Consider the following 21,355-nt stretch of genomic DNA (forward strand, 5'->3'; position numbering starts at 1 on the left):
TCCCCAAGCTCAAGCCACTTTCGCGCCAGAAGATATAATAAAGGTGCGCGAAGAAGGACCGACCAGCGCGGCGTCGGAGAGCACGGCTCTCCGACGCCGTCGCTTTTTCTTACGCCTCGCTTGTTCCAACCTTCGCTTTTCCGGGCCTAAGCGCACCCCCGTGAGGCGGACGGCGAGAGCGCGGTGCGACTGACGCGGGCGCGGCATGCGGAGCAGACAGCTACCAGCGCGGACGCCAACCCATGTATAGTCCCGTCGGGAAGCGCGTTGGGGCCGAGACAGTCAGCCCGGCGATCTTGTGGGGGATTTCATGCGTCGTCGGGACTTTCTCTTTGGGGCCGGTGCCATCGGCCTTTCGGCGCCGCTTGCCGCCCGCGCCGCGTTTGCGCAGGGGGCGCCCGCCGGTCGGCCTCCGGCAGACACCGTGGTCGCGCGCATCGCCATCTATCCCGCCCTGGGAATCTGCCGCGTCGGCAGCAGCCCCGACTTCTTCTACGCCCCGGAAGTGCCCGGCCTGCCGGCCGTGGCGGACGGGCGCTACAAGGATGGGCACGATCACATCCGCAAGCAGGCGCAGCGCTTCCGCATCTATGGCTTCAATGCTGCCGGCGAGGTCCTCGGCGAGGTGACCGCGGGCGCGGCCAAGATCGAGTGGTCGGTCCATGTGGCCAACACCAAGGCCGCCTGGTACGGCTTCAACAATCCGCTGGATAATGGCGAACTGGCCCCGGGCTTGCCGGGCCAATTGCGCAATCAGGGCATCACCGCTGCCAAGGACCGCGCGGAGATGCTGGTGATCGACGCCGGTGTGCACCGCATTTCCGGCACCGGCGTCAATGCCAAGGGCCTCGACCCCGCCCATGCCATGGTGGGCCGGTTCTGGAAGCGCCATGAGGTGACGCTGGCGGCGCTGGGCACCGACGAGGCCGGCCGGCTCATCGTCTTTCCCGGCAACGGGGTGGCCCAGTCGGCCTATCCCAACAATCCCATCACCAATTTCTCCGACAATGACGGCTGGTACGACGACTGGTGCGATGGCCCGGTGGAGGCCAAGGTCACGCTGGGCGACGGCCGCACGCTGGTGGCGGAAAATGCCTGGGTGGCCTGCTGCGGCCCGGATTTCGCCCCCGAGATTCCGCCCTTCATCACGCTGTATGACGTGATGACCGATACCGCCATCGCCGGCGGCTGGGCCACCCCGCCCAAGCCGCCCTATTCGTTCCGGCGCGACATCTATCCCTTCTTCCGTCGGCTGGCGCTGACGGAATGGGTGGCCGCTGCGGCGGCGCTCAGCCGGCAATATGTGGATGTGGGCGATCTGAACGATCCGGCCTATATCGCCCGGCTCGCCGATCCCTCCCCCGCCAATCGCGCACTGCGCGAGAAGGTCCTGTCCGCGCTGCGCGATCCGGCCAAGGACCCGATCACCGACCCGAGCCAGGTGCACAAGCTGCCGTTCATGCCGGGCGACGGCATCAATTATTCCGCCTCGCCTCTGCGCTGGTTCCGCATCCCGGAGCGGCAATATGCCATTCTGCGGGCCTGGGCGGAGGGCGCGTTCGTCGCCGACCTTGATCCCACCGTTGCTGACCCCGCGATCACCTTCGCCGACATTCCCCTCGCCCAGCAGCCGGAGGCCCTCACCCGCGCGGCACTGGAGCCGTGCTCGGGCGGCGCGTTCCATCCCGGCGTGGAACTCACCTGGACTTTGCGCCACCCGCAATTGTATCGCGGCGCCTACCGCATCCGCAAAGCCGAGAACCGCGACCCCACCTTGCTCCAGGACCTGGGCCTGCTGCTGACGCCGGACAGGGCCTTCGGCGGCATGGGCCGCACCCCGCCCGCGGTGGCCCCGCAGATGCCCGGCGATCTCACCCGCTGGATGGGCCTGCCGTGGCAATGCGATGCCTTCAGCTGCCAGCACGTGGCATTCGCCAACGACTTCCCCGCCGCCGCCTGGTGGCCGGCGCTGCTGCCCATCGATGTGCTGCCGGAGATCAATTACAACGCCCTCATGGATCCCAATGTGGCGCCGGCCGACCGCCTGCGCTTCTTCGGCACGCGGGCGGCTTGGTCGCGGGGCAGCGCCGGCATCGGCTATCATGCCCAGGCCAGCTATTCGGACGGGCTCAACCGCATGATCTATCTGTGGGAGCGCATGGGGTTCGTCGTCAGCCGGCCAGGGCCGCAAGATCCCGGGCGTCCCAAGGAGATCCCGGCCAAGCTGTTCGTGGAGATGGATCGCGGCTCCATGGATCTGGTCCTGAACACCCCGCCCTTCCCCGGCATCATTCCGCCGCCGAAGCGCTGACGCCGGTGCCGGACGTGGTACTGGCCATCGCCGGCGCAGGCATGGCCGGCGCCGCCGCGGCCCTGACCGCACTGCACGCCGGCCTCACCCCCCAGCTCATCGGGCCGCGCCCACAGGCGGAGGAGCGGCCGGGCGACTCGCTGTCGGTGGCGGCCAGCGGCTCGATCGAGCGCCTGGGGCTCGGCGACCTGCTCACCTGCGGGCCGCACCGCCACAACATCATCACCCATTCCGCCTGGGGCGCGCCGGTGCTGGCGCAGCGCCACGCCATGATGCATCCGGAAGGCGGCGGCCATGTGCTGGATCGCGCCGCCTTCGATCTCGCCCTCGACCGGCGCCTGGATGCCCGCGGCATTCGCAGGACCCCAGCGCAGGTGCAATCCGCCACCCGCACCAGTGACGGCCGCTGGCGCCTGGTCCTGTCGGATTCTGCCTGCGTGACCGCCGATTTTCTCCTCGACTGTACCGGCAGGCAGGCGCGGATCGCCCGCCACCTGAGCGCCGGCTTCCGCGCCGATCGGCTGGTGGCCGCCTGCTCGTTTCTGACCCGCAGCGATGCGGCGGTGGAGCCGACGCCGGCCACCCTCATCGAAGCCGCGCCCGACGGCTGGTGGTACGCCGCCCTGCTGCCCGACGAGCGGCTGTCGCTGTGCTATTTCTCCGACCCGGACCTGCTGCCGCGCGGGCTGGCGCGCGATCGCAAGACGTGGCGCGCCATGGCCGCCGGCACCACTTATGTCAGCCGCTGGCTGGAGAGCGCGACGTTCGAGATCGCGGCCCCGCCGCGCCTCGCCAGTGCCGGCACCACCTGGCTGGCCAGCGCCTGCGGCCCCGGCTGGGCGGCGGCGGGCGATGCGGCCTGCGCCTTCGATCCCTTGTCCTCTCACGGCATGGCCAGCGCGCTTTGGACCGGCGAGCGGGCCGCCACGGCCGCCATTGCCGCACACCGTGGCGATGACGACGCGCTGCGGGCCTATGGCGAGACCATTGCCGCCGCGGTGACGGACTTCCTGGCGCAGCGCAGCCGCATCTATGGGGCCGAGCGCCGCTGGGGGCACCTGCCGTTCTGGCGGCGGCGGAGCGGCCGGATCGATCCATGATCTGAGGCGCAGGCCTGTCCCATCGCCCGCGTGCGGCCATGAGGACGCCCGTGGCCGCTGCCGCGTCTTCCTGGCGAAAGGCTCTATAGGCGCCGCATGAGGTGCTCGCTGACGATTTGACAGCCCCAACACCACCCGGTTGTATTAGGCTAGGCGAGACGTTAAATCGGAATGCTGAGATGTAGCGGGCCTCTTGAGCCGGTCCGCAAAAGATAGTTTTTAGGGTTCGAACAGAAAGTTCTTGACGACAAGAAAAGCTGTCGGCTGGTGCCTGTACGATACTGCTGTGGGGGCGGAATATGACAGAGAACTCTGACGATCATAGGCACGACGTCTCGAATGGAGCGGCGTGCCGGGACGTATCACACCTTGTCGAGGGGATCCGTCGGTTCAAGACGCGGTTTTACGATGAAGCGCCCGGCCTGATGCAGCGGTTGGCCGAGAAGGGCCAATCGCCCGCGACCCTGATGATCTCGTGCTCCGATTCACGGGTCGACCCGGCCATCCTGTCGGGCGCCATGCCCGGTGAGTTGTTCGTGGTGCGCAACGTGGCCAATCTGGTCCCCGCCTATGCGCCCGATGACGGCCTGCACGGCACCGGCTCAGCCTTGGAATATGCGGTCCGCGATCTCGGCGTCGACCATATCGTCGTGCTGGGCCACGCCCATTGCGGAGGCATCAAGGCCATGCTCGCCACCGCAGGGGGTGAGCGCCCGCCGCGCGAGTTCGTCGGGCCTTGGGTGGAGATGGCGTTGGCGGCGAGCCGGCTGCATCTGCCGGATGGCGATGGCGACCAGCACATGTCGCTGGAGCATCTCAAGGTCGTGCCCTACCTCGCCGAGCGCGCCGCAATCCTGGGCTCCCTGGACAATCTGATGACCTATCCCTGGGTGCGCGAGCGCGTCGAGGCGGGATCGCTGCAACTGCACGGCTGGTGGTTCGATCTCGATAGCGGCGACCTGTGGGTCACCGACGCGCCGGGAACCCAGCTCATGCCCGTCATCTGAATCGGCGGCACCGATGCGCAAACCCGAAAGCCTCGTTTACGGCGTTGAAGACCTGCCGCCGCAACGGGTGGCGCTGCTTTCCGCGCTGCAGCAGGTTGCCTTCCTCAGTGCGCTCCTGGGCGTTCCGGGGATCGCGGTCGCCAATCTCGGCCTCGATGATACCCAGTTCTTGAATCTGGCGGCCACCACCCTGTTCTGCGGCGGGGTGGTGCTGATCCTGCAAGGGCTCGGGCGCTTCGGCGTCGGTGCGGGGCTGTTCTATCCCCTGCAATGCACCACGGCGGCCATTCCCGCCATGGTATACGCCTCCTCCGCCGGCCTCACGCTGGCGGAAAACTTCACCATGGTGGCGGTGGTGGGCGTGTCCCAGATCGCCTTCTCCTTCGTGATCTTCCGCCTGCGCGGCATCTTCACGGTGGAGGTGGCGGGGCTCGCGGTCTTTCTGATCGGTGTGGGGCTCGGCCAGCAGGGGATCATCCTCATCCTGGAGCCGCCGGAGGGCAACGAGACCGCCCTGCTGAATTTCGCCATCTCGGGGCTGACGCTGGCGACCTTGATCATCCTCCATGTCTATGTGCAAAGCTCGCTGCGGCTGTTCACAAACCTGATCGGCCTCGGCGTCGGCCTCGCCGTGAGCGTGATCGCCGGGCAGTTGGACCCCCACGACGTCAGGATTTTCGCCGAGGCATCGCTGGTGGACTTTCCCCATCCGCCCTTGTTCGGCTGGGCCTTCAATGCCGGCGCCATCATCCCGTTCGCTTTGACCGGCTTTGTGTTTGCCCTCACCTCCATGGGGGTGCAGACCATCGCCCAGCGCAACAATGACCGCGACTGGAAGGCGCCCGACCTGGTGTCCATCGGCCGCGGCATCCGGGCGGAGGGGGTGATGCATCTGCTCGCCGCCACTCTCAATGCGCTGCCCATGGTGGCCTCCGGCGGCGCCGTGGCCCTGGCGGCGGCATCGGGCTGTACCGCCCGCAGGCTGGCGTTCTGGACCGGCGGACTGCTGATCGCCTTCTCCTTCATGCCGAAGGTCATCGGCTTCTGGCTGCTGCTGCCGGATTCCGTCACCGGCGCCCTGTTCCTGTTCCTGGCGACGTTCACCACCGTGAACGGCATTCAGCTTGTGGCCAGCCGGGTGCTGGATGCGCGCAAGGTGCTGGCCATCGGCATGGGCTTCGTCACCGCCATTGCCTACGAACCCCTGCACCGCATCCTGGAGGGGCAGGCGTCGCAGGTGCGACTGATCACCTTCTCGGCGTTCGCCGTCTCCATCCTGGTCACGGTGGTGCTGATCTCGCTGTTTCGCATCGGCGCGCGCCGCAAGATGGTCCGGCGCTTTCCGGCCGGTGGCGCCCGGCACCACGACGTGGCGAATTTCATCGAAGCCGAAGGCGCCCGCTGGGGCGCGCGGGTGGATGTGGTTCACCGCGGCGCGCACGTCACGTGGCAGGCCATGGATCTCCTCGCCCGCGGCTTCGTCGACCCGGATCGGCCGGAGATCGAGGTCACCACCCGCTACAACGACATCGTGTTCGACATCATGCTGCGCTACGACGGCAAGGCCCCGCCCCTGGCCCGGCGCCCGCCCACCGCCGAGGAATTGCTGGAAGACCCGGATCGGGTCGACCAGTTGACCGGATACCTGCTGTCGCAACTCTCCCCGGACCTGCGGATCCAGAACACCAACGGCACCTGGGAGATCCATTTCCGCTTGCCGACCTGACCCCTGCCATCGGCCGTCCGCCATCCCTGCCGATCAGAAGTGCACGGCCACGCGGGCCATGCCGGTCTGGTTGAGGAAGTTGTCGGCGGCATTGACGCCATATTCCAGGCGGAACTCCCAGGTGCTGTTGGCGACCGCCTGCAGGCCCATGTTGAAATTGCCCAGCACCTCAGGCATGGCCGTGAACGTCTGGAAGCCGCCGGCCCCCGCGGGCGCGTTCAGGAAGCTGGCGGTGGTCACCCAGCTATCGTTGGAGGCCCAGGAGACCCCCGCATTGGCATAGGGGCGCAGTACCAGGCCGTTGGCGAGATCCAGGCGGCCGCCGATCTCCACCGAGGGCGTCACGACGAACGTGGTCTGGCTGCTGCCCTGGACCCGCAGTTCGGTGCCGGTGGTGCCGCGTTCGCTGTAGCCCGGCATGGAGACATAGGACAGGTCGAGGTCCACATAGGGCCGCACATACCAGCCCTGGAACGGCAGCTCATAGGCCATGCGCACGCGGCCGGTGAGGTTGAACACGTCGGTGTCGCACGAGGCGGCGGCGCCGGTGCCGGTGCCGAACACCTGACGCTGGTTGTCATACTGCATCCACCCCACATCCACCGCGCCGGCGAACAGCCAGTTGCCCACTTGGTGCTTGAGCGCGGCACTGATGTCCGCCCCGCTGCCGCTCGCGGTGGTCAGCGATCCCGCGCCCGTCAGCCAGCTCTGATTGTAGGCCATGGACAGAGCGGCGAACCAATCGCGCGCAAACTCCATCTGCACGCCCGATTGCATGATGAGGCTGTCGTTGGTGAAGCCCTGCCCCTGGGGGCCGGAGGTCGCGCTGGTGCGCCCCAGCACCAGCCGCGTCCAGCCGCACTGGTCCTCATTGAGCTGGGTGCCCTCGGCGACAAAGACCGGGCAGCTCATGGTGCGGTTCAGCACCTGGCTGCTTTGCAGTCCGCGACCGGCGGCCGGAGCGCTCACCACCTCCGGCGAGAGGCTGCTCAGCGTGCGCTGGTACGCTGGCCCGCTATTGATCGTGGTGAACAGGTCGAACAATTGGCCGGTGTTCGGCCCGCCGCCGCTGTTCCACAGGCTCTGGAGATTGCTGGCAATGGCCCGCTCATTGCCCGAGAACCGGATGCCGGACGGGGTGAAGTCCGCGGCCGAGGTCAGGGTCACGCGGGTGGGCGTGGTGGTGGGAATCCAGGAATAGACCAGGGACTCATCCGTGACCGTCGCGGTGTTCGCGGTCACGGCGCCGGCATTCACGATGGTGAGCGTGGCGTCGGGCGCGATGGTCAGCGCTTTCACATGAATGGTCCCGGCCAGCGCGGCCGTGCCGGAGACATTCAGCAGGTCCGCCTTCTGGGCCACGGGGTCCAGGTCCAGGGCGATCAGCCCGGAGGAGGACAGCGCGCCGGTGATCGCCGTGGTGGTGATGCGGGAGCCGCCGCCGGGGCTCAGCGTGCCGAAATTCACCAGCACGCCATTGCCGAGATCCACCACCTGTCCGGCATTGAACAGGCCGCCGGGCTGGGTGGTGAAGCTGTTGCTGCCGCTGCCCAATTGCACGTTGCCGGTGACGGTTCCGGCCGTGCTGACCGCCTCATTGCCCGCACCGGCGGCGATGGCCAGACCACTGGCGGCACTGACGCTCGCGGACGCGGCGATCGAGATGGTATTGTTCGTCCCCCCGGACAGCATGATGCCCGCCGCCGTGCCGGTGCCGCCCACCACCGACGCGCCGCCGGTGAGGGTGATGGCGATGGGGTTGGCGCCGGAGCCGCCGGAGCTGAGGGCGAAGATGCCGGGGGAATCCAGCCCCTGGGCGATCGCCGTGCCGCCGACGGTGACATTGACCGGGCCGCCCGTTCCCGCCCCGCCGGCGCTCCCCATTAAGGTCACGCCGCCGGACTGGATCAGGCCGCCGCCGCCGCCGATGGACTGGGCGCTGACCGCCGCCGCGCGGGCGCCGGTGGTCTGCACCGTGCCATTGACGATCACATTCGCCGTCCCGCCGTTTCCGGTGCCGCCCTGGCTGCCGACGGTGGCCGTGGAAACCGAGAACACCGTGCTGGACGCGTTGCCGCCAATGCCGCCACCGCCGCCGATGGATTGCACCAGCACGCCGCTGGCGCCGGCGCCCGCCGTCAGCACCGTGCCATTGACCGTCAGCGTGACCGCCTGGCCCGAGCCGCCACCACCGCCGGCCCCGCCGATGGCGACGCTGGCCACCCCGGCCGCCGTGCTGGCGCCGGCAATGCCGCCGCCGCCGCCGATGGATTGCAGCAGGACGCCATGGGCATTCGCCCCCTGGGTCTGCACCAGGGCGCCCGCGGCGAGGGTGCTCACGATGGTGCCGCCGTCATTGCCGCTGCCGCCGGCCCCGCCTAGGGTCAGCGCCAAGGCCACAGTGCCCTGGCTGCTGGTGGTGCCGGTCTCGACCAGGCCGCCGCCGCCGCCGATGGCCTGGCCCAGCACGCCCACCGCATTGGCGCCGCCGGTGGTGATCTGGCCGGCGATGGTGATCTGGGCGTAGCCGCCGCTATTGCCGCTGCCGCCGGAGCCGCCCAGGGTCAGGGTGCCGTTGACGCTTCCCCCGCCGGTCTTGGCTTCCACCGCCGACACGCGCCCGCCGCCGCCGCCGATGGCCTGCACCACCACGCCATTGGCGGAATCGCCGGAGGTGGAAATGCGGCCCGCCTGACTGAGGATCACCGAACCGGCCGCGCCGCCAGTGCCGCCGGAGCCCCCCAGGGTCGCGGACAGATTGACCTTAGCCGCGCTGCCGCTGGCGGCACTGGCGGCGATCACCGCCGTGCCGCCGCCGCCGCCGATGACTTGCAGCAGCATGCCGTCGGCGCCGTCCCCAGAGGTGGAGATCGCCGCATTCACATTGGCGACCACCGCCTGTCCGGCGCCGCCGGCGCCGCCGCTGCCGCCCACCGTGGCGCTGAGGGTGGCCGTGGCACCGCCGCCGCTGGTGGAGGACACCGCCGCTCCCTTGCCGCCGCCACCTCCGATGGACTGGGCCAGAATGCCCGCCGCGTCGGCCCCGCTGGTGATGATGCTGGTGGCGCTGCCCAGATTGAGGGTGACGATGCCACCATTGCCGCCGTTTCCGCCGCTGCCGCCGAGGGTGGCGGTGAGGGCGACGGCGCCGCCGCCGGCCCCATCCGCCTTGCCATTGCCGGAGCCGGCCACGCCGCCGCCGCCGCCGATGGACTGGGCGAGGATGGCATCGGCGGCATTGCCCGCCGTGGAAACGGTGCCGCCGGTGGTGGTGACACTCACGCCGCCGCCATGACCGCCGGTGCCGCCATCGCCGGTGCCGCTGCCGCCGAGGCCGATCTTGCCGCTCACCGCATTGTTGGTGCCGCCGCCCGCGCCGCCGCCGCCGCCGATGGATTGGGCCAGGATGGCGGTGGCGCTCAGGCCCGTGGTGGTGATGCCGGCGCTATTGATCACGGACACAGTGCCGCCATGGCCGCCGCGTCCGCCGTCGCTGCCGAGGCCGAAGGCGATGGTCGCGGTGCCGCCGCTGCCGGTCTCCCCCGCCAGCGCCGCATTGCCGCCGCCGCCGCCGATGGACTGGGCGAGGATGCCGATGGCAAAGGCCCCGCCGGTGCCCATGGCCCCGCTATTGTCGACATTGACCGTGCTGCCGGTGCCGCCGGCGCCCCCGGCGCCGCCCAAGGTCATGCCCAGGCTGACGTCGCCCTTCTGGTCCTTGGCGAGGCTGGTGGACACCACCGCGCTGCCGCCGCCGCCGCCGATGGACTGGGCGAGAATGGCGTCCGCATGGTCGCCCTTGGTGGCGATGATGCCCGCATTGGTGAGCGTGACCGCACCACCGGTATTGCCGCTGCCGCCCTTGCCGCCCAGGGACGCGGACAGCGCCGCCACGCCGCTGCCGCCCGCCGAGGAGGAGGACGCCCCGCCTTTGCCGCCGCCGCCGCCGATGGATTGGGCGACGATGCCGTTCGATCCGTTCCCCGTGGTGGCGATGGTGGCGCCGGGCACCGTGCTGCTGCCATTGGCCACCGTGACCGTGCCGCCGGTGCCGCCGGATCCGCCCGCGCCGCCCACGGCGACCTCAAGGCTGAGGCCCTGGCCGCCGGCCCCATCCGCCGCGCCGGTTCCCGCCCCGCCATTGCCGCCGCCGCCGCCGATGGACTGGGCCAGGATGCCATCCGCCATGGCGCCGGTGGTGACGATGCGGGCGAGGTTGGTCACGGTAACGATGCCGCCATTGCCGCCGCCGCCGCCATCCCCGGCGATGGAGGCCCCCAGCGCGATCTTGGCCTTGCTGGTGTTGGTGGCGCTGCCGGCATTGCCGCCGCCGCCGCCGATGGATTGCACCAGGATCGCCGTGCCGCCCTGCCCCGCCGTGGCGATGGTGCCGGTGTTGGTCACGGTTGCCCCGCCGCCATTGGCCCCGGCGCCGCCGGCCCCGGCGAGGCTGAAGGCGAGGCTCGCCTTGCCGCCATTGGCGGTGGCGGCGCTGGCCCCGGCGGTGCCGCCGCCGCCGCCGATGGACTGGGCCAGGATGCCCAGGGACTGGGCGCCGGTGACGGAGACCACGCCGCTATTGCTGACCGTCACCCCCCCGCCGCCGGACCCGGAGCCGCCGGCCCCACCGAGGGTGGCGCCGAGATCATAGGCCCCGCCGGCCGCGGCGGAGGCCGCACTGCCGCCTTTGCCGCCGCCGCCGCCGATGGACTGGGCGACGATGCCGTTGGCCGTCGCGCCCGCGGTGACGAGGGTGGCGAGATTGGTGATCGTGACCGTGCCGCCGACGCCGCCCACCCCGCCCGTGCCGCCCAGATCGAGGCTCACCGACACCGAGCCGGAGCCGGCGGAATGGCCGTCCGCGCCCGCGGACCCGGCCACGCCGCCGCCGCCGCCGATGGACTGCGCCAGGATGGCGTCGGAGAGGTGGCCGGCGGTGGAGATCTGGCCGGCGGCGGTCACATCGACATTGCCGCCATAGGTGCCCTGGCCGCCGGTGCCCGAAATGGCACCGCCGAGGCTGATCTTGGATTTGCTGGTGGCGTTGCTGTTGCCGCCGATGCCGCCGCCGCCGCCCACCGACTGGGCGATGATGGCCACCGCATCCGCGCCGGTGGTGCGCAAGGTGCCGTAGCTGGTCACGGTGACCTGGCCACCGGCGCCGCCGGAACCGCCCTTGGCCCCCAGCGCCACGGTCAGTTCGACCTTGCCGCCGGAGCCCTCGCTGGCGGCGGCGCCACCCTTGCCGCCGCCACCGCCCACCGACTGGGCGATGATGGCGGAGGCATGGTCGCCGCTGGTGGTGATGAACGCATTGGCCTGCGCCGTGCCGGAATTGACGGTGACCATCCCGCCTTGGCCGCCGCTGCCGCCGCTGCCGCCGAGATCCACCGACAGGCCGAAGGCGGGGCTGGAGCTGCCGGCCGCAGCCGTGGCGCCGGCAGCGCCCGTGGACCGGGCCAGCCTGCCGGCGAAACTGGAGGCCACGCCCCCAACACTCCCACCGCCGCCGCCGATGGACTGGGCCATCATGCCCGAGGTGGAGCTTCCCGTGCCGGTGAGCGCATCGGCCTGCGCGGTCCCGGAAGTGGCGGTGGTGCCGACGCTGGTCTTGCCGCTGGCACTGCCGCCGACGCCGCCGCCCCCGCCCACGGACTGGGCCAGAATGCCGTCGGCATCGCCGCCGGTGGTGGTGATGGTGCCGGTATTGATCACCTGGACAGCAGACCCGTAGCCGCCGCCGCCGGCTGCGCCGCCCACGGTGACCCCCAGAGAGACGTTGCCGGAGGTCGCACTGGCCGTGCCGCCCCCCGCCGAACCGCCGGCGCCGCCCACCGACTGGGCGAAGATGCCCCGGGAACTGGCGCCCGCGGTGGAAATGAGGCCGGCATTGGTAACCGTCACCGCGCCGCCATCGCCGGCCCCGCCCCCCGCCCCGCCTTTGCCGACGGCGAGCGCGATGGTCATGGTCTTCGCCACGCTGCTGGCGGTGGCCGAGGAGGCACCGACCCCGCCGGTGCCGCCGCCGCCGCCGATGGACTGCGCCGTGATGCCATCGGCGAAATTCCCGAAGGTGGTCACCTCGCCCTGGTTGCTGACCGAGACGCCGAGCCCCTTGCCGCCGCCCCCGCCTGTTCCCCCCAGACTCACGGAGGCGGAGAACGCCCCTTCACCGCCCACTTCCTTGGCCGAGGACAGGGCGGAGGAATCCCCGCCATTGCCGCCGCCGCCGCCGATGGACTGGGCCAGGATCGCAATGGAGCCGTCGCCGCCGGTGGTCACGCGTCCGCTGTTGGACACCGTGACGGCGCCCGCCGCATTGCCGCTGCCGCCACTGCCGCCGATGCTTGCGCTCACCGAGATGGAGGGGAGATCCCCACCGGACAGCACCGTGCTCTGGGCTGCCGAACTGCCGCCAGTGCCGCCGCCGCCGCCGATGGACTGGGCCAGGATGCCGAAGGAATCGATGCCGGTGGTGGTGATGCCGGCCCCGAGCGCATTCGTGACCGTCACGGTGCTGCCGGTGCCGCCGTTGGCGCCCGATCCGCCCAGCGCCACCGACGCGCCGAAGCCGAGCCCGGCGGTCGCCGCCGTGGCACCGCCGCCAGTGCCGCCGCCGCCGCCGATGGATTGGGCGATGATGCCGGCGGCATGCGCCCCCGAAGTATTGATGCGATTGGCGTTGGTGACGGTCACCGTGCCGCCGTTGCCGCCGCCCCCGCCTTTGCCGCCGATGGCCAGGCTGGCCACACCGGCGGCCGAGGCGGCCGCCCCGCCCCCGCTGCCGCCGCCCCCGCCGATGGATTGGGCCAGGAGCGCCGCGGAATAATTGCCTTGGGTGACCAGGCTGACGCCGACCCCTTGATTGGTCGCGGTCACCGCGCCGCCATTGCCGCCCCCGGACCCCGAGCCGCCAATGCCCACGCTGCCCACGGGACCGGCGCTGATGGCGCCGCCGCCCCGGCCGCCGCCGCCGCCGATGGATTGCACCACCAGCGCATTGCTGTTCGCCCCGGTGGTCAGCACGCTGCCGCCATTGACGGCCGTGGCCGCGACCGCATTGCCCCCCGCGGCCCCCTGGCCGCCGATGGCCACCACGCCGGACGCGCCGCCGCCATTGCCGCCGCCGCCGCCGATGGACTGCACCAGGATGCCGTCGGATGCGGCGCCGGTTGTGGAGATGAAGCCGGTATTTGTCGCGGAAACCGGCCCGCCCGTGCCGGTGCCGCTCTGGGTCGGCGACCCGCCCACATAGATTTTCGAGCCGGCGCCGCCCAGCAGGCTGCCGCCGCCGCCGCCCACGGACTGAACCAGCATGCCGTGCGAATAGTTGCCGCTGGTGATGATCGTCCCGCCATTGCCGGCAACCGCGCTGCCGGCATTTCCGCTGGCCGCCCCATTGCCGCCCAAGGCGTCGAACAGGGCACTGGCCGACCCGCCGGTGCCGCCGCCGCCGGCGATGGACTGCACCACCATGCCGATGGAGGCGCCCTGCGTGGTGGTGAGGGCTCCATTGTTGGTCGCAGATGCGCTGCCGCCGCTCCCGCCCGCCCCGGCGGCGCCGCCGGTGGAGAACAGGCCCCCGGCCGCGCCGCCGGCACCGCCATTGCCGCCGCCGGACTGCACCACCAGCGCCGAAGCGGCATAGCCCGAGGTGGTGACCTGGGCTGAAACCGCGATCTGCGCGCTGGCACTGCCGCCGGCGCCCGCCACGCCCGCCGGTCCCCCCTGCGAAATGCCCGCAGACCAGCCGGCGCCGCCGGCGCCCGCGGCACCGCCATTGCTGGTGATGACGATGGCGCTGGCCTGCGCGCCGGACGTGGTGGCCGAGGCCCCCGCAAACAGGGTCACGCTTGCAGTGCCGCCGATGGTGCCATTGCCGCCGGTCCCGCCGACGCCGTCGGAACTGCCCGTCCCCCCTTGTCCACCGGCGCCGCCGGCCCCGCCATTGGCTTGAACCTGGATCGCCGACACCCCTGTGGCGGTGGTGACGATGCTGGCGCTACTGCCAAGGACGACGCTGGCAGTGCCCCCGACTCCGCCGTTTCCGCCCGTGCCGCCCGTACCGCCGCTGGGTCCCTCACCGAACCCGCCGTACCCGCCGGCCCCTCCGTTCGCCACCACCGAAGCGCCATACGCGCCGCTGGAGGTCACGCTGCCGGAGACACTGATCGTCGCGGGCGCCGCCCCGGCGCCGCCATTGCCGCCCGCACCGCCATAGCCCAGCGTCCAGAATTCGACCCGCCCGGTGCCGCCCGTGCCGCCACTGCCGCCGCTGGCCTGAAGACTCGCGGGAACCGATGCGGCCAGTGTGCCGCCCTGTCCTGCGCCGCCCACACCGCCAGCACCGCCCGTCGCCACCTCGATATAGTTGTAAGTGTTGCTGCCGGCCGTGCCGGCGCTGCCATTCCAGATCACGCTGCACGGCGTCGGACAGGGGGTCTGGGCGCTCGCCGGAACCGTGGCGGCAACCGCCAGCGCCAAGCCGCACAAGCTGGTGGTGATGGCGGTGGAATGGCGCAAGCGGAAGGTCGTCGGCCCATAGACCGCACCGGGCCGACCTGCACCTTCCGCAGTCGCGTCCTGAGCCATGCCACCCCACCAAGCGCGACAGAATTCCGATGGACAAGTCTTAGGAATTCCAAAACGCAGCGTCAACCGACGGCAGGGCGGAGATACCTCTCGAAAATCGCCTAATATATTGATATAGATTGATTATTTTTTTGCAACTATCGATTCAGACCGCAACCTGTTGCCCGGCCGCGACGCGCGCCCCAGGCGATGGCGATGCCCCCGGACGGCGCAACGCCGGTTCGCTCCGGCCCTCAGATGCGGCGCGCCGCCCAGGCCAGGGCCACCATCAGGCCCACATTGGCGACGGCAATGCCCACCAGCCCCTCCAGCATCACACCGGCGCCGTAGCGCACGGCGAAGAAAGCGGCGATGGAGGGGGCCAGCGCCTGCGCCAGCAAATTGGGGCGGGCCAGGCGGCCCATCAGATGCGCATAGCGGGCCGGCCCGAACAGCGCCAAGGGCAGCGTGCCGCGGGCGATGGAATAGAGCCCGCTGCCGGCGGCATACAGCATCAGCGCCGCCCCTTGCAGGCCCCATCCCGTGGCCAGCAGGGCGAGACCGCCGGCCATGGCCAGCACCGACGCGGCGAGGGTCCAGAGCGGATGATGCCGTCCCCGGCCGGCCATCTCCAGAATGCGCGCCGCCACTTGGGAGGGACCGATCAGCACCCCCAGCGACACGGCCGCCGCCAGGGTCAGCCCCTGCGCCTGCAGCAGGCTGAGCAGATGGATCGACACCGTCGCGGTGATCATGCCGCAGATGGCCAGCAGCGCTGAGAACAGCCACACGCAGAGGTGCTCGGAATGGCTCAAGGCCAGGGCCGGCACCGGCGCGGTGCCGCCCGCAGCCACGGGCGCGCGGGGCGCGCGGGGCAAGGCCAGCAGCAGCATGGGAACGCAGCCGAACAGATGGAGGCCGGCATAGACCAGGCAGGTCTCGCGCCATCCCAGATGCGCCACCAGATAGGCCGAGATCGGCCAGCAGATGGTGCTGGCAAACCCGCCCCATAAGGTCAGCTGGGTGATGGCCGGGCGCGCGGCGACCCCGTAAATCCGCCCCAAGGTGGCGAAGGCCGCGTCATAGAGGCTGGCGCCCATGCCCAGCCCCATCACCAGCCAGCCGCCGATGAACACCGGCAGGGTTCCGGCCAGGCCGATGATGGCAAGGCCCAGCGCCAGCAAGGCGCACCCGCCCGCCAGCACCGCCCGCCCGCCACTCTCCCCGATGCGCGCGCCGATCCAGGGCGAGGCGAAGCCGGCCACCAGCAGGCCGGCGGACAGCGCACCGAAGATCCATGGCAGCGGCCAGCCGGTATCGGCCGCAATGGGTCCGGCGAGCACCGCCAGCAGATAATAGGAACTGCCCCAGGTGAAGATCTGCATCACCCCCAGCGCGGAGATGACCTGCCAGCGCCGCACCGGGCGTGCCGGCGGCACCGCGCCGGCCTCGATCCCCACTGAACTCACCGCATCTGCCCGCGCTGCAATTCGGCCTCCATGGCATCGGCGGCGGTCTTGCGCTCGCTGTAGCGCTCGGTGAGATAGCCTGCCACGGGCCGGGTGAGGAGGGTGAATTTCACCAATTCCTCCATCACGTCCACCACCCGGTCGTAATAAGCCGAGGGCTTCATGCGGCCAGCGGCATCAAACTCGTCATACGCCTTGGCCACGGAGGACTGGTTGGGAATGGTGATCATCCGCATCCAGCGCCCGAGGATGCGCAGCTGATTGACCGCATTGAACGATTGCGAGCCGCCGCAGACCTGCATCACCGCCAGGGTCCGCCCCTGCGTCGGCCGGATCGCGCCCAGCGCCAGGGGGATCCAGTCGATCTGGGCTTTGAGCACCGCGCTGACCGCCCCATGGCGCTCGGGGCTGGTCCACACCTGCCCTTCGGACCACAGCGCCAGGTCGCGCAATTCCTGCACCTTGGGATGATCCGCAGAGGCGCCGTCCGGCAGCGGCAAACCTTGGGGATCATAGACCCGCGTCTCGGCGCCGAGCCGACGCAGCAGCCGCTCGGCCTCCAGGGTCAGCAGGCGGGAATAGGAGCGCTCCCGCAATGAGCCGTAGAGCAACAGGATGCGGGGCGGATGGCTCGGGGCCTCCCCCGCCCGCAGGCGGCCGCTGCTGGGCACCTCCAGCAGCGCCGGGGCGATGTTGGGCAGGCTCTCGTCCATCAGCGGCGCTCCGTCCGGGCCGCCACCGCGCGGGCGGCGCCGCGCTCATACCAGCCCTGGCTGCGATTGACGATCCACACCACCGACAGCATCACCGGCACTTCCACCAGAACCCCCACCACCGTGGCCAGCGCCGCCCCGGAATGGAAGCCGAACAGGCTGATGGCCGCGGCCACCGCCAGTTCGAAGAAGTTGGAGGCGCCGATCAGCGCCGAAGGGCCGGCCACGCAATGGGCCTCCCCCGCCACGCGGTTGAGCACATAGGCCAAGGCGGCATTGCCATAGACCTGGATCAGGATCGGCACCGCCAAGAGGGCGATCACCAGCGGCTGGGCCAGGATCTGCTCGCCCTGGAAGGCGAACAGCAGCACCAGGGTGGCAAGCAAGGCCACCAGCGACACCGGCCCGAGCACCGCCAGCAGGCGCGTCACCGCCGCCTCGCCGCCACCCGCCAGCAGCCGGCGCCGCAGCAGTTGCGCCACCACCACCGGCAGCACGATGTACAGCCCCACGGAGAGCACCAGCGTGCCCCACGGCACGGTGATGGCGGACAGCCCCAGCAGCAGGCCGACGATGGGCGCAAACGCCACCACCATGATGGCGTCGTTCAGCGCCACCTGCGACAAGGTGAAATGCGGCTCGCCGCGGGTGAGGTTGGACCACACGAACACCATGGCGGTGCAGGGCGCCGCCGCCAGGATGATGAGCCCGGCGATATAGCTGTCGATCTGGTCCGCCGGCAGCAGCGGGCGGAACAGCCAGCCGATGAACAGCCAGCCCAGAGCCGCCATGGAGAACGGCTTCACCGCCCAGTTGATGAACAAAGTGACGCCGATGCCCCGCCAATGCTGGCCCACCTGGCGCAGCGCCGCGAAGTCGATCTTCAGCAGCATGGGCACCACCATCAGCCAGATCAGCACCGCCACGGGCAGATTGACCTTGGCGATTTCCGCCGCGCCGATGACCTGGAACACACCGGGCATGGCATGGCCCAGCGCGATGCCCACGACGATGCAGGCGGCGACCCACAGGGTCAGATAGCGCTCAAAGGTGGACATGGGTGCGCGCCTTCAGGTCTTGGGGATGGGCTGGCCGTGGGCGTCCACCACCGGCTCGCCGTCTTCCTTGGCGAAGGCACCGGCCTGGGGAGCGGGCAGAATGTCGAGCACCGCCTCCGAGGGCCGGCAGAGCTTGACGCCCAGCGGCGTCACCACGATGGGCCGGTTGATGAGGATGGGGTGGGCCATCATGGCGTCGATCAACTGATCGTCGCTCAGGGCCGGATCGGCGAGCCCCAGTTCGGCATAGGGCGTGCCCTTCTCGCGCAGCACGGCGCGCACCGGCACGCCCATGCGGGCGATCAGATCCACCAGCTCCGCCCGGCTGGGCGGGGTCTTGAGATATTCGATCACCTGCGGGGTGAGGCCGGCATTGCCGATCAACCCCAGCACGTTGCGCGAGGTGCCGCAGGCGGGGTTGTGATAGATCACGACGGTCATGGTGCCCTCAGACGGTGCGGGGCGCGGTCGCCCCTTCGGAACGGCCGATCTCCCGCAGGCGGGTGGCAAGCGAGGCCTGGTCCAGCTTGGCGACGGGCAGAGCGGTAAAGGCCGTGATCCGGTTCTTCAAATAGCGGAACGCGGTCACGAACGCCGCCTCGCGCTCCAGGTCGGATCCGGTGTGGCTGGCGGGGTCTTCGATGCCCCAATGGGCGGTCATGGGCTGGCCCGGCCACAGCGGGCAGGTCTCGCCGGCGGCGTTGTCACAGACCGTGAAGACGAACTCCATCACCGGCGCGTCCGGACCGGCAAACTCGGACCAGGACTTGGACCGCAGCCCCGCCACCGGATAGCCGGTGGCCTCCAGCACGTTCAGCGCCAGGGGGTGCACCTCGCCCTTGGGCTGGCTGCCGGCGGAGAAGGCGCGAAATTTTCCCGCGCCATCCTTGGTCAGGATGCTCTCCGCCAGGATCGAGCGGGCGGAGTTTCCGGTGCACAGGAACAGGACATTGAAGATGTGCGCTGATGCGCTCGGCTCAGACATGGGCTTTGTCCTTCGATGGCAGGCATGAGATCGCAACGCTCGGGCCGCAGACCTCCGGATGGCCCTGGCAGCAGTCGTGCATCAGAAAGCCGATCAGCGCCGACAGCGCCGGATAGGCGGCGCTGTAGATGATCGAGCGGGCCTCGCGCCGGGAGGCGATCAGGCCGGCCCGCTCCAGATGGCTGAGATGGAAGGAGACGGTGGAGGACGAAGCGCCCACCGCCTCGGCCACCGCGCCGGCGGCAAGGCCGGCCGGCCCGGCGGTCACCAGCAGGCGGACGATGCGCAACCGGGTTTCCTGGGACAGGGCCGCAAAGGCGGCCAGGGCGTGCTGGGTATCCATTCTCATTTCTATATTTCAAGAGATATGGAAATGAAAGCCCCAATCGTGCGCAGGCGACAATGGGCATGCCGTCCGATGGATCTGGCATGCCCCCGTGACCCGCCGGCCACGAGGCCCCGGTGGCGCCTGCATCCCCACGAGGGCGGCCGGCTCGCCGCGCGGCGAGCCGGTGTGCGTGCGGGCGCCGCCCGTCGGCCGCCTTACGCGACGCTGGCGTGGGACGCCGTGGTCCCGTCGGAACGGCCGATTTCCCGCAATTGGGTTCCCAGCGACGCCTTGTCGAGCGTCGAGACGGGCAAGGCGGTGAAGCTGGAAATGCGGTTCTTGAGATAGCGGAACGCCTTGACGAAGGCCGCTTCGCGCTGGATGTCGGTGCCCTGCTCGGCGGTGGGGTCCTCGATGCCCCAATGCGCCGTCATCGGCTGGCCGGGCCAGATCGGACAGGTTTCGCCGGCGGCGTTGTCGCAGACGGTGAAGACGAAATCCATCACCGGCGCATCGGGGCCGGCGAACTCCATCCAGGACTTCGAGCGCAGGCCGTCGGTGGAAAAGCCGCCCGCATCCAGCACCTTCAATGCCAGGGGATCGACTGCGCCCTTGGGGTGGCTGCCCGCCGAAAAGGCGCGAAACCGCCCGACCCCGGTCTTGGCCAGGATGCTCTCCGCCAAAATGGAGCGGGCGGAATTTCCAGTACAGATGAACAACACGTTAAAAATGCGCGCAGGCGCGTTCGGCTCAGACATTGTCATTGTCCTTCGACGGGCAGCGAAAAACTCTTGAGGGCGCGCCGGGCAGGTCTCGGCGACCCGGGCAGCGCTCATGCATCTGGAACTCGACGAGGCCACGTGACGCCGAAAAAGGGCGAGATCGTTGGGTGGGAGGGCCTCGCAGCGGAACAAAAGCAGCCTCGCACGCGCAAAATAAGGATTGATGACGGTTGTGACGAACAAAGCAAAAGAAATGGCGCTCCCCCGCCCGCTGATGGTGTTTGCCCCACCTTCAACAGCCGTCGTCAATCAAGAGTTGTATTGACCCATGGTCAATACACCCTCATTTCCCGCTTTGAGGGGCGCCGCGGGCGCGAGAAGGTGCTAAGTCCGCCAAACCGGCACCGGTCGATCGGAGAGAAAGCACCATGTCCGACATTTCCGCCCGCATCCTCACGGGGCTGCGCATGAACTTCCTGCACCCCACGGATCTGCCCAGCGCGCTGATCCTCGACCTCGCCACCGACGAAGGCGAAGAGCGCTTCGTGCTGCCGTGCAATCCCGAGCTCACCGCCGCCGAGGTGGAAGCCATCGGCGACGAGATCATGGCCGCCCTGGACCGGCTCATCGCCCCCTCGGATGCGGACGACGACGAAGCCGAAGCGATCGTGACCAAGCTGCTGTCGGACGATCAGGGCGCTTAGGCGCGAGGCGGCAACCAACGGGGCCGGCGTCCCGATCCGGGCGCCCGCCTCGCCCCAGGACGGGGTAACGAAGCACCACTCAAACACAATTTCGCCATTTGCGTGCCGCGCGGGGCACCAAATGCGCGTCGGCGCGTTGTGTCTGTGCGAGCTGTGCCACAGCCGTAGAGTTGGTGGGGTTCACCTTTGCCCGGAAACAGGCCTCCGACTCTGATTGTCATGCCCGCACCGGGTGCGATCTGCGGCGGCGCCGGCGGATCCCCTGGTGCCCCGGAGGCTTCCATCATGATCCGTGCCGCAGCCCTGCCCCTCGCTCTGCCCCTGGCGGTCGCGCTTCTCCTGTCGCCAGAGATGTCGAACCTGGCGCATGCGGCGGAGGAAGTCGTGAATGACACCAGCCTGGTGCTGGCCTGCAAGCAAAAGGCCCTGGTGATGCTGAAGACCACCTCCCCCTCGATCGAGGACATCTTCATCGACATGGACGGCCTCACGATCGCGGAGGCAAATACCACGGTCGGCGACACCAAGATCATCGGCGTGATGATGGGCGAGGCCTATATCCAGCGTGACAAGACCGACAAGGTCCACCGCTTCCTGTGCCTGACCGGCGAGGGCGGCAAGGTGCTGATGACCTTCTTCACCGAGCGCTGAGCAAGCGCCG

Annotated in this window: 14 protein-coding genes; 6 read left to right on the forward strand and 8 right to left on the reverse strand. The window is 69.9% G+C overall.

Translation table 11 applies throughout. The annotated features are described in order from the left end of the window. The first annotated feature begins 310 nt into the window (after positions 1-310). The 4 genes from goxA to AAG816_RS17485 all read left to right on the forward strand — a co-directional run bounded on the left by goxA (position 311) and on the right by AAG816_RS17485 (position 6,144). Positions 311-2,311: a CTQ-dependent glycine oxidase GoxA gene (goxA, locus tag AAG816_RS17470; protein ID WP_341990942.1), complete on the forward strand. Its 2,001-nt coding sequence runs from the start codon at positions 311-313 to the stop codon at positions 2,309-2,311. Positions 2,312-2,316: 5 nt separating this feature from the next. Beyond that, positions 2,317-3,411 (forward strand): glycine oxidase maturase GoxB, encoded by a 1,095-nt coding sequence (gene goxB, locus AAG816_RS17475; RefSeq protein ID WP_341990943.1) that lies wholly within the window; start codon positions 2,317-2,319, stop codon positions 3,409-3,411. Positions 3,412-3,836: 425 nt separating this feature from the next. Continuing rightward, a complete protein-coding gene (locus tag AAG816_RS17480; RefSeq protein ID WP_341990944.1) occupies positions 3,837-4,418 on the forward strand; it encodes a carbonic anhydrase in 582 nt (193 codons plus the stop codon). Between the two features lie 13 nt (positions 4,419-4,431). Beyond that, positions 4,432-6,144, forward strand: coding sequence for a solute carrier family 23 protein (locus tag AAG816_RS17485; protein ID WP_341990945.1), 1,713 nt, complete (start codon positions 4,432-4,434; stop codon positions 6,142-6,144). A 33-nt stretch (positions 6,145-6,177) separates the two neighbouring features. On the opposite strand, the gene AAG816_RS17490 is transcribed toward AAG816_RS17485, so the two are convergent. From AAG816_RS17490 to AAG816_RS17525, 8 genes are all read right to left on the reverse strand, one after another. After that, positions 6,178-14,736, reverse strand: a complete 8,559-nt coding sequence (locus tag AAG816_RS17490) for an autotransporter outer membrane beta-barrel domain-containing protein (protein ID WP_341990946.1) — start codon at positions 14,734-14,736, stop codon at positions 6,178-6,180. Between the two features lie 233 nt (positions 14,737-14,969). Then, positions 14,970-16,100 (reverse strand): MFS transporter, encoded by a 1,131-nt coding sequence (locus tag AAG816_RS17495; RefSeq protein ID WP_341990980.1) that lies wholly within the window; start codon positions 16,098-16,100, stop codon positions 14,970-14,972. 80 nt (positions 16,101-16,180) lie between these two features. Continuing rightward, positions 16,181-16,897: an arsenical resistance protein ArsH gene (arsH, locus tag AAG816_RS17500; protein WP_341990947.1), complete on the reverse strand. Its 717-nt coding sequence runs from the start codon at positions 16,895-16,897 to the stop codon at positions 16,181-16,183. Then, positions 16,897-17,955: an ACR3 family arsenite efflux transporter gene (gene arsB / locus AAG816_RS17505; protein ID WP_341990948.1), complete on the reverse strand. Its 1,059-nt coding sequence runs from the start codon at positions 17,953-17,955 to the stop codon at positions 16,897-16,899. The genes arsH and arsB overlap by 1 nt, the downstream gene beginning before the upstream one ends. A 12-nt stretch (positions 17,956-17,967) precedes the next feature. Then, on the reverse strand, positions 17,968-18,396 hold the full coding sequence (gene arsC / locus AAG816_RS17510; protein ID WP_341990949.1) for an arsenate reductase (glutaredoxin): 429 nt from the start codon (positions 18,394-18,396) through the stop codon (positions 17,968-17,970). Between the two features lie 7 nt (positions 18,397-18,403). Further along, entirely contained in the window at positions 18,404-18,940 is a 537-nt protein-coding gene (locus tag AAG816_RS17515; protein WP_341990950.1) for an arsenate reductase ArsC, read from the reverse strand. Further along, positions 18,933-19,283, reverse strand: a complete 351-nt coding sequence (locus tag AAG816_RS17520) for a metalloregulator ArsR/SmtB family transcription factor (protein ID WP_341990951.1) — start codon at positions 19,281-19,283, stop codon at positions 18,933-18,935. Before AAG816_RS17520 ends, AAG816_RS17515 begins: the two co-directional genes overlap by 8 nt. A gap of 200 nt (positions 19,284-19,483) precedes the next feature. Beyond that, positions 19,484-20,026, reverse strand: coding sequence for an arsenate reductase ArsC (locus AAG816_RS17525; protein ID WP_341990952.1), 543 nt, complete (start codon positions 20,024-20,026; stop codon positions 19,484-19,486). A gap of 392 nt (positions 20,027-20,418) precedes the next feature. On the opposite strand from AAG816_RS17525, the gene AAG816_RS17530 reads away from it, so the two are divergent. Continuing rightward, positions 20,419-20,694 carry a hypothetical protein gene (locus AAG816_RS17530; protein WP_341990953.1) on the forward strand — a complete coding sequence of 92 codons (276 nt, stop codon included), beginning with the start codon at positions 20,419-20,421 and terminating at the stop codon, positions 20,692-20,694. 285 nt (positions 20,695-20,979) lie between these two features. Then, on the forward strand, positions 20,980-21,345 hold the full coding sequence (locus AAG816_RS17535) for a hypothetical protein (RefSeq protein WP_341990954.1): 366 nt from the start codon (positions 20,980-20,982) through the stop codon (positions 21,343-21,345). The last annotated feature ends 10 nt before the right edge of the window (positions 21,346-21,355 follow it).

This window comes from Azorhizobium sp. AG788, from assembly GCF_943371865.1.
Classification (GTDB): Bacteria; Pseudomonadota; Alphaproteobacteria; order Rhizobiales; family Xanthobacteraceae; genus Azorhizobium.

Bases quoted from the DNA above. Each gene is read 5' to 3' on its own strand.
- arsB (WP_341990948.1), bottom strand. From the start codon at position 17,955: ATGTCCACCTTTGAGCGCTATCTGACCCTGTGGGTCGCCGCCTGCATC.
- AAG816_RS17520 (WP_341990951.1), bottom strand. From the start codon at position 19,283: ATGGATACCCAGCACGCCCTGGCCGCCTTTGCGGCCCTGTCCCAGGAA.
- arsC (WP_341990949.1), bottom strand. From the start codon at position 18,396: ATGACCGTCGTGATCTATCACAACCCCGCCTGCGGCACCTCGCGCAAC.
- arsH (WP_341990947.1), bottom strand. From the start codon at position 16,897: ATGGACGAGAGCCTGCCCAACATCGCCCCGGCGCTGCTGGAGGTGCCC.
- AAG816_RS17495 (WP_341990980.1), bottom strand. From the start codon at position 16,100: ATGCAGATCTTCACCTGGGGCAGTTCCTATTATCTGCTGGCGGTGCTC.
- goxA (WP_341990942.1), top strand. From the start codon at position 311: ATGCGTCGTCGGGACTTTCTCTTTGGGGCCGGTGCCATCGGCCTTTCG.
- AAG816_RS17525 (WP_341990952.1), bottom strand. From the start codon at position 20,026: ATGTCTGAGCCGAACGCGCCTGCGCGCATTTTTAACGTGTTGTTCATC.
- AAG816_RS17530 (WP_341990953.1), top strand. From the start codon at position 20,419: ATGTCCGACATTTCCGCCCGCATCCTCACGGGGCTGCGCATGAACTTC.
- AAG816_RS17480 (WP_341990944.1), top strand. From the start codon at position 3,837: ATGCAGCGGTTGGCCGAGAAGGGCCAATCGCCCGCGACCCTGATGATC.
- AAG816_RS17515 (WP_341990950.1), bottom strand. From the start codon at position 18,940: ATGTCTGAGCCGAGCGCATCAGCGCACATCTTCAATGTCCTGTTCCTG.
- AAG816_RS17535 (WP_341990954.1), top strand. From the start codon at position 20,980: ATGATCCGTGCCGCAGCCCTGCCCCTCGCTCTGCCCCTGGCGGTCGCG.
- AAG816_RS17490 (WP_341990946.1), bottom strand. From the start codon at position 14,736: ATGGCTCAGGACGCGACTGCGGAAGGTGCAGGTCGGCCCGGTGCGGTC.
- AAG816_RS17485 (WP_341990945.1), top strand. From the start codon at position 4,432: ATGCGCAAACCCGAAAGCCTCGTTTACGGCGTTGAAGACCTGCCGCCG.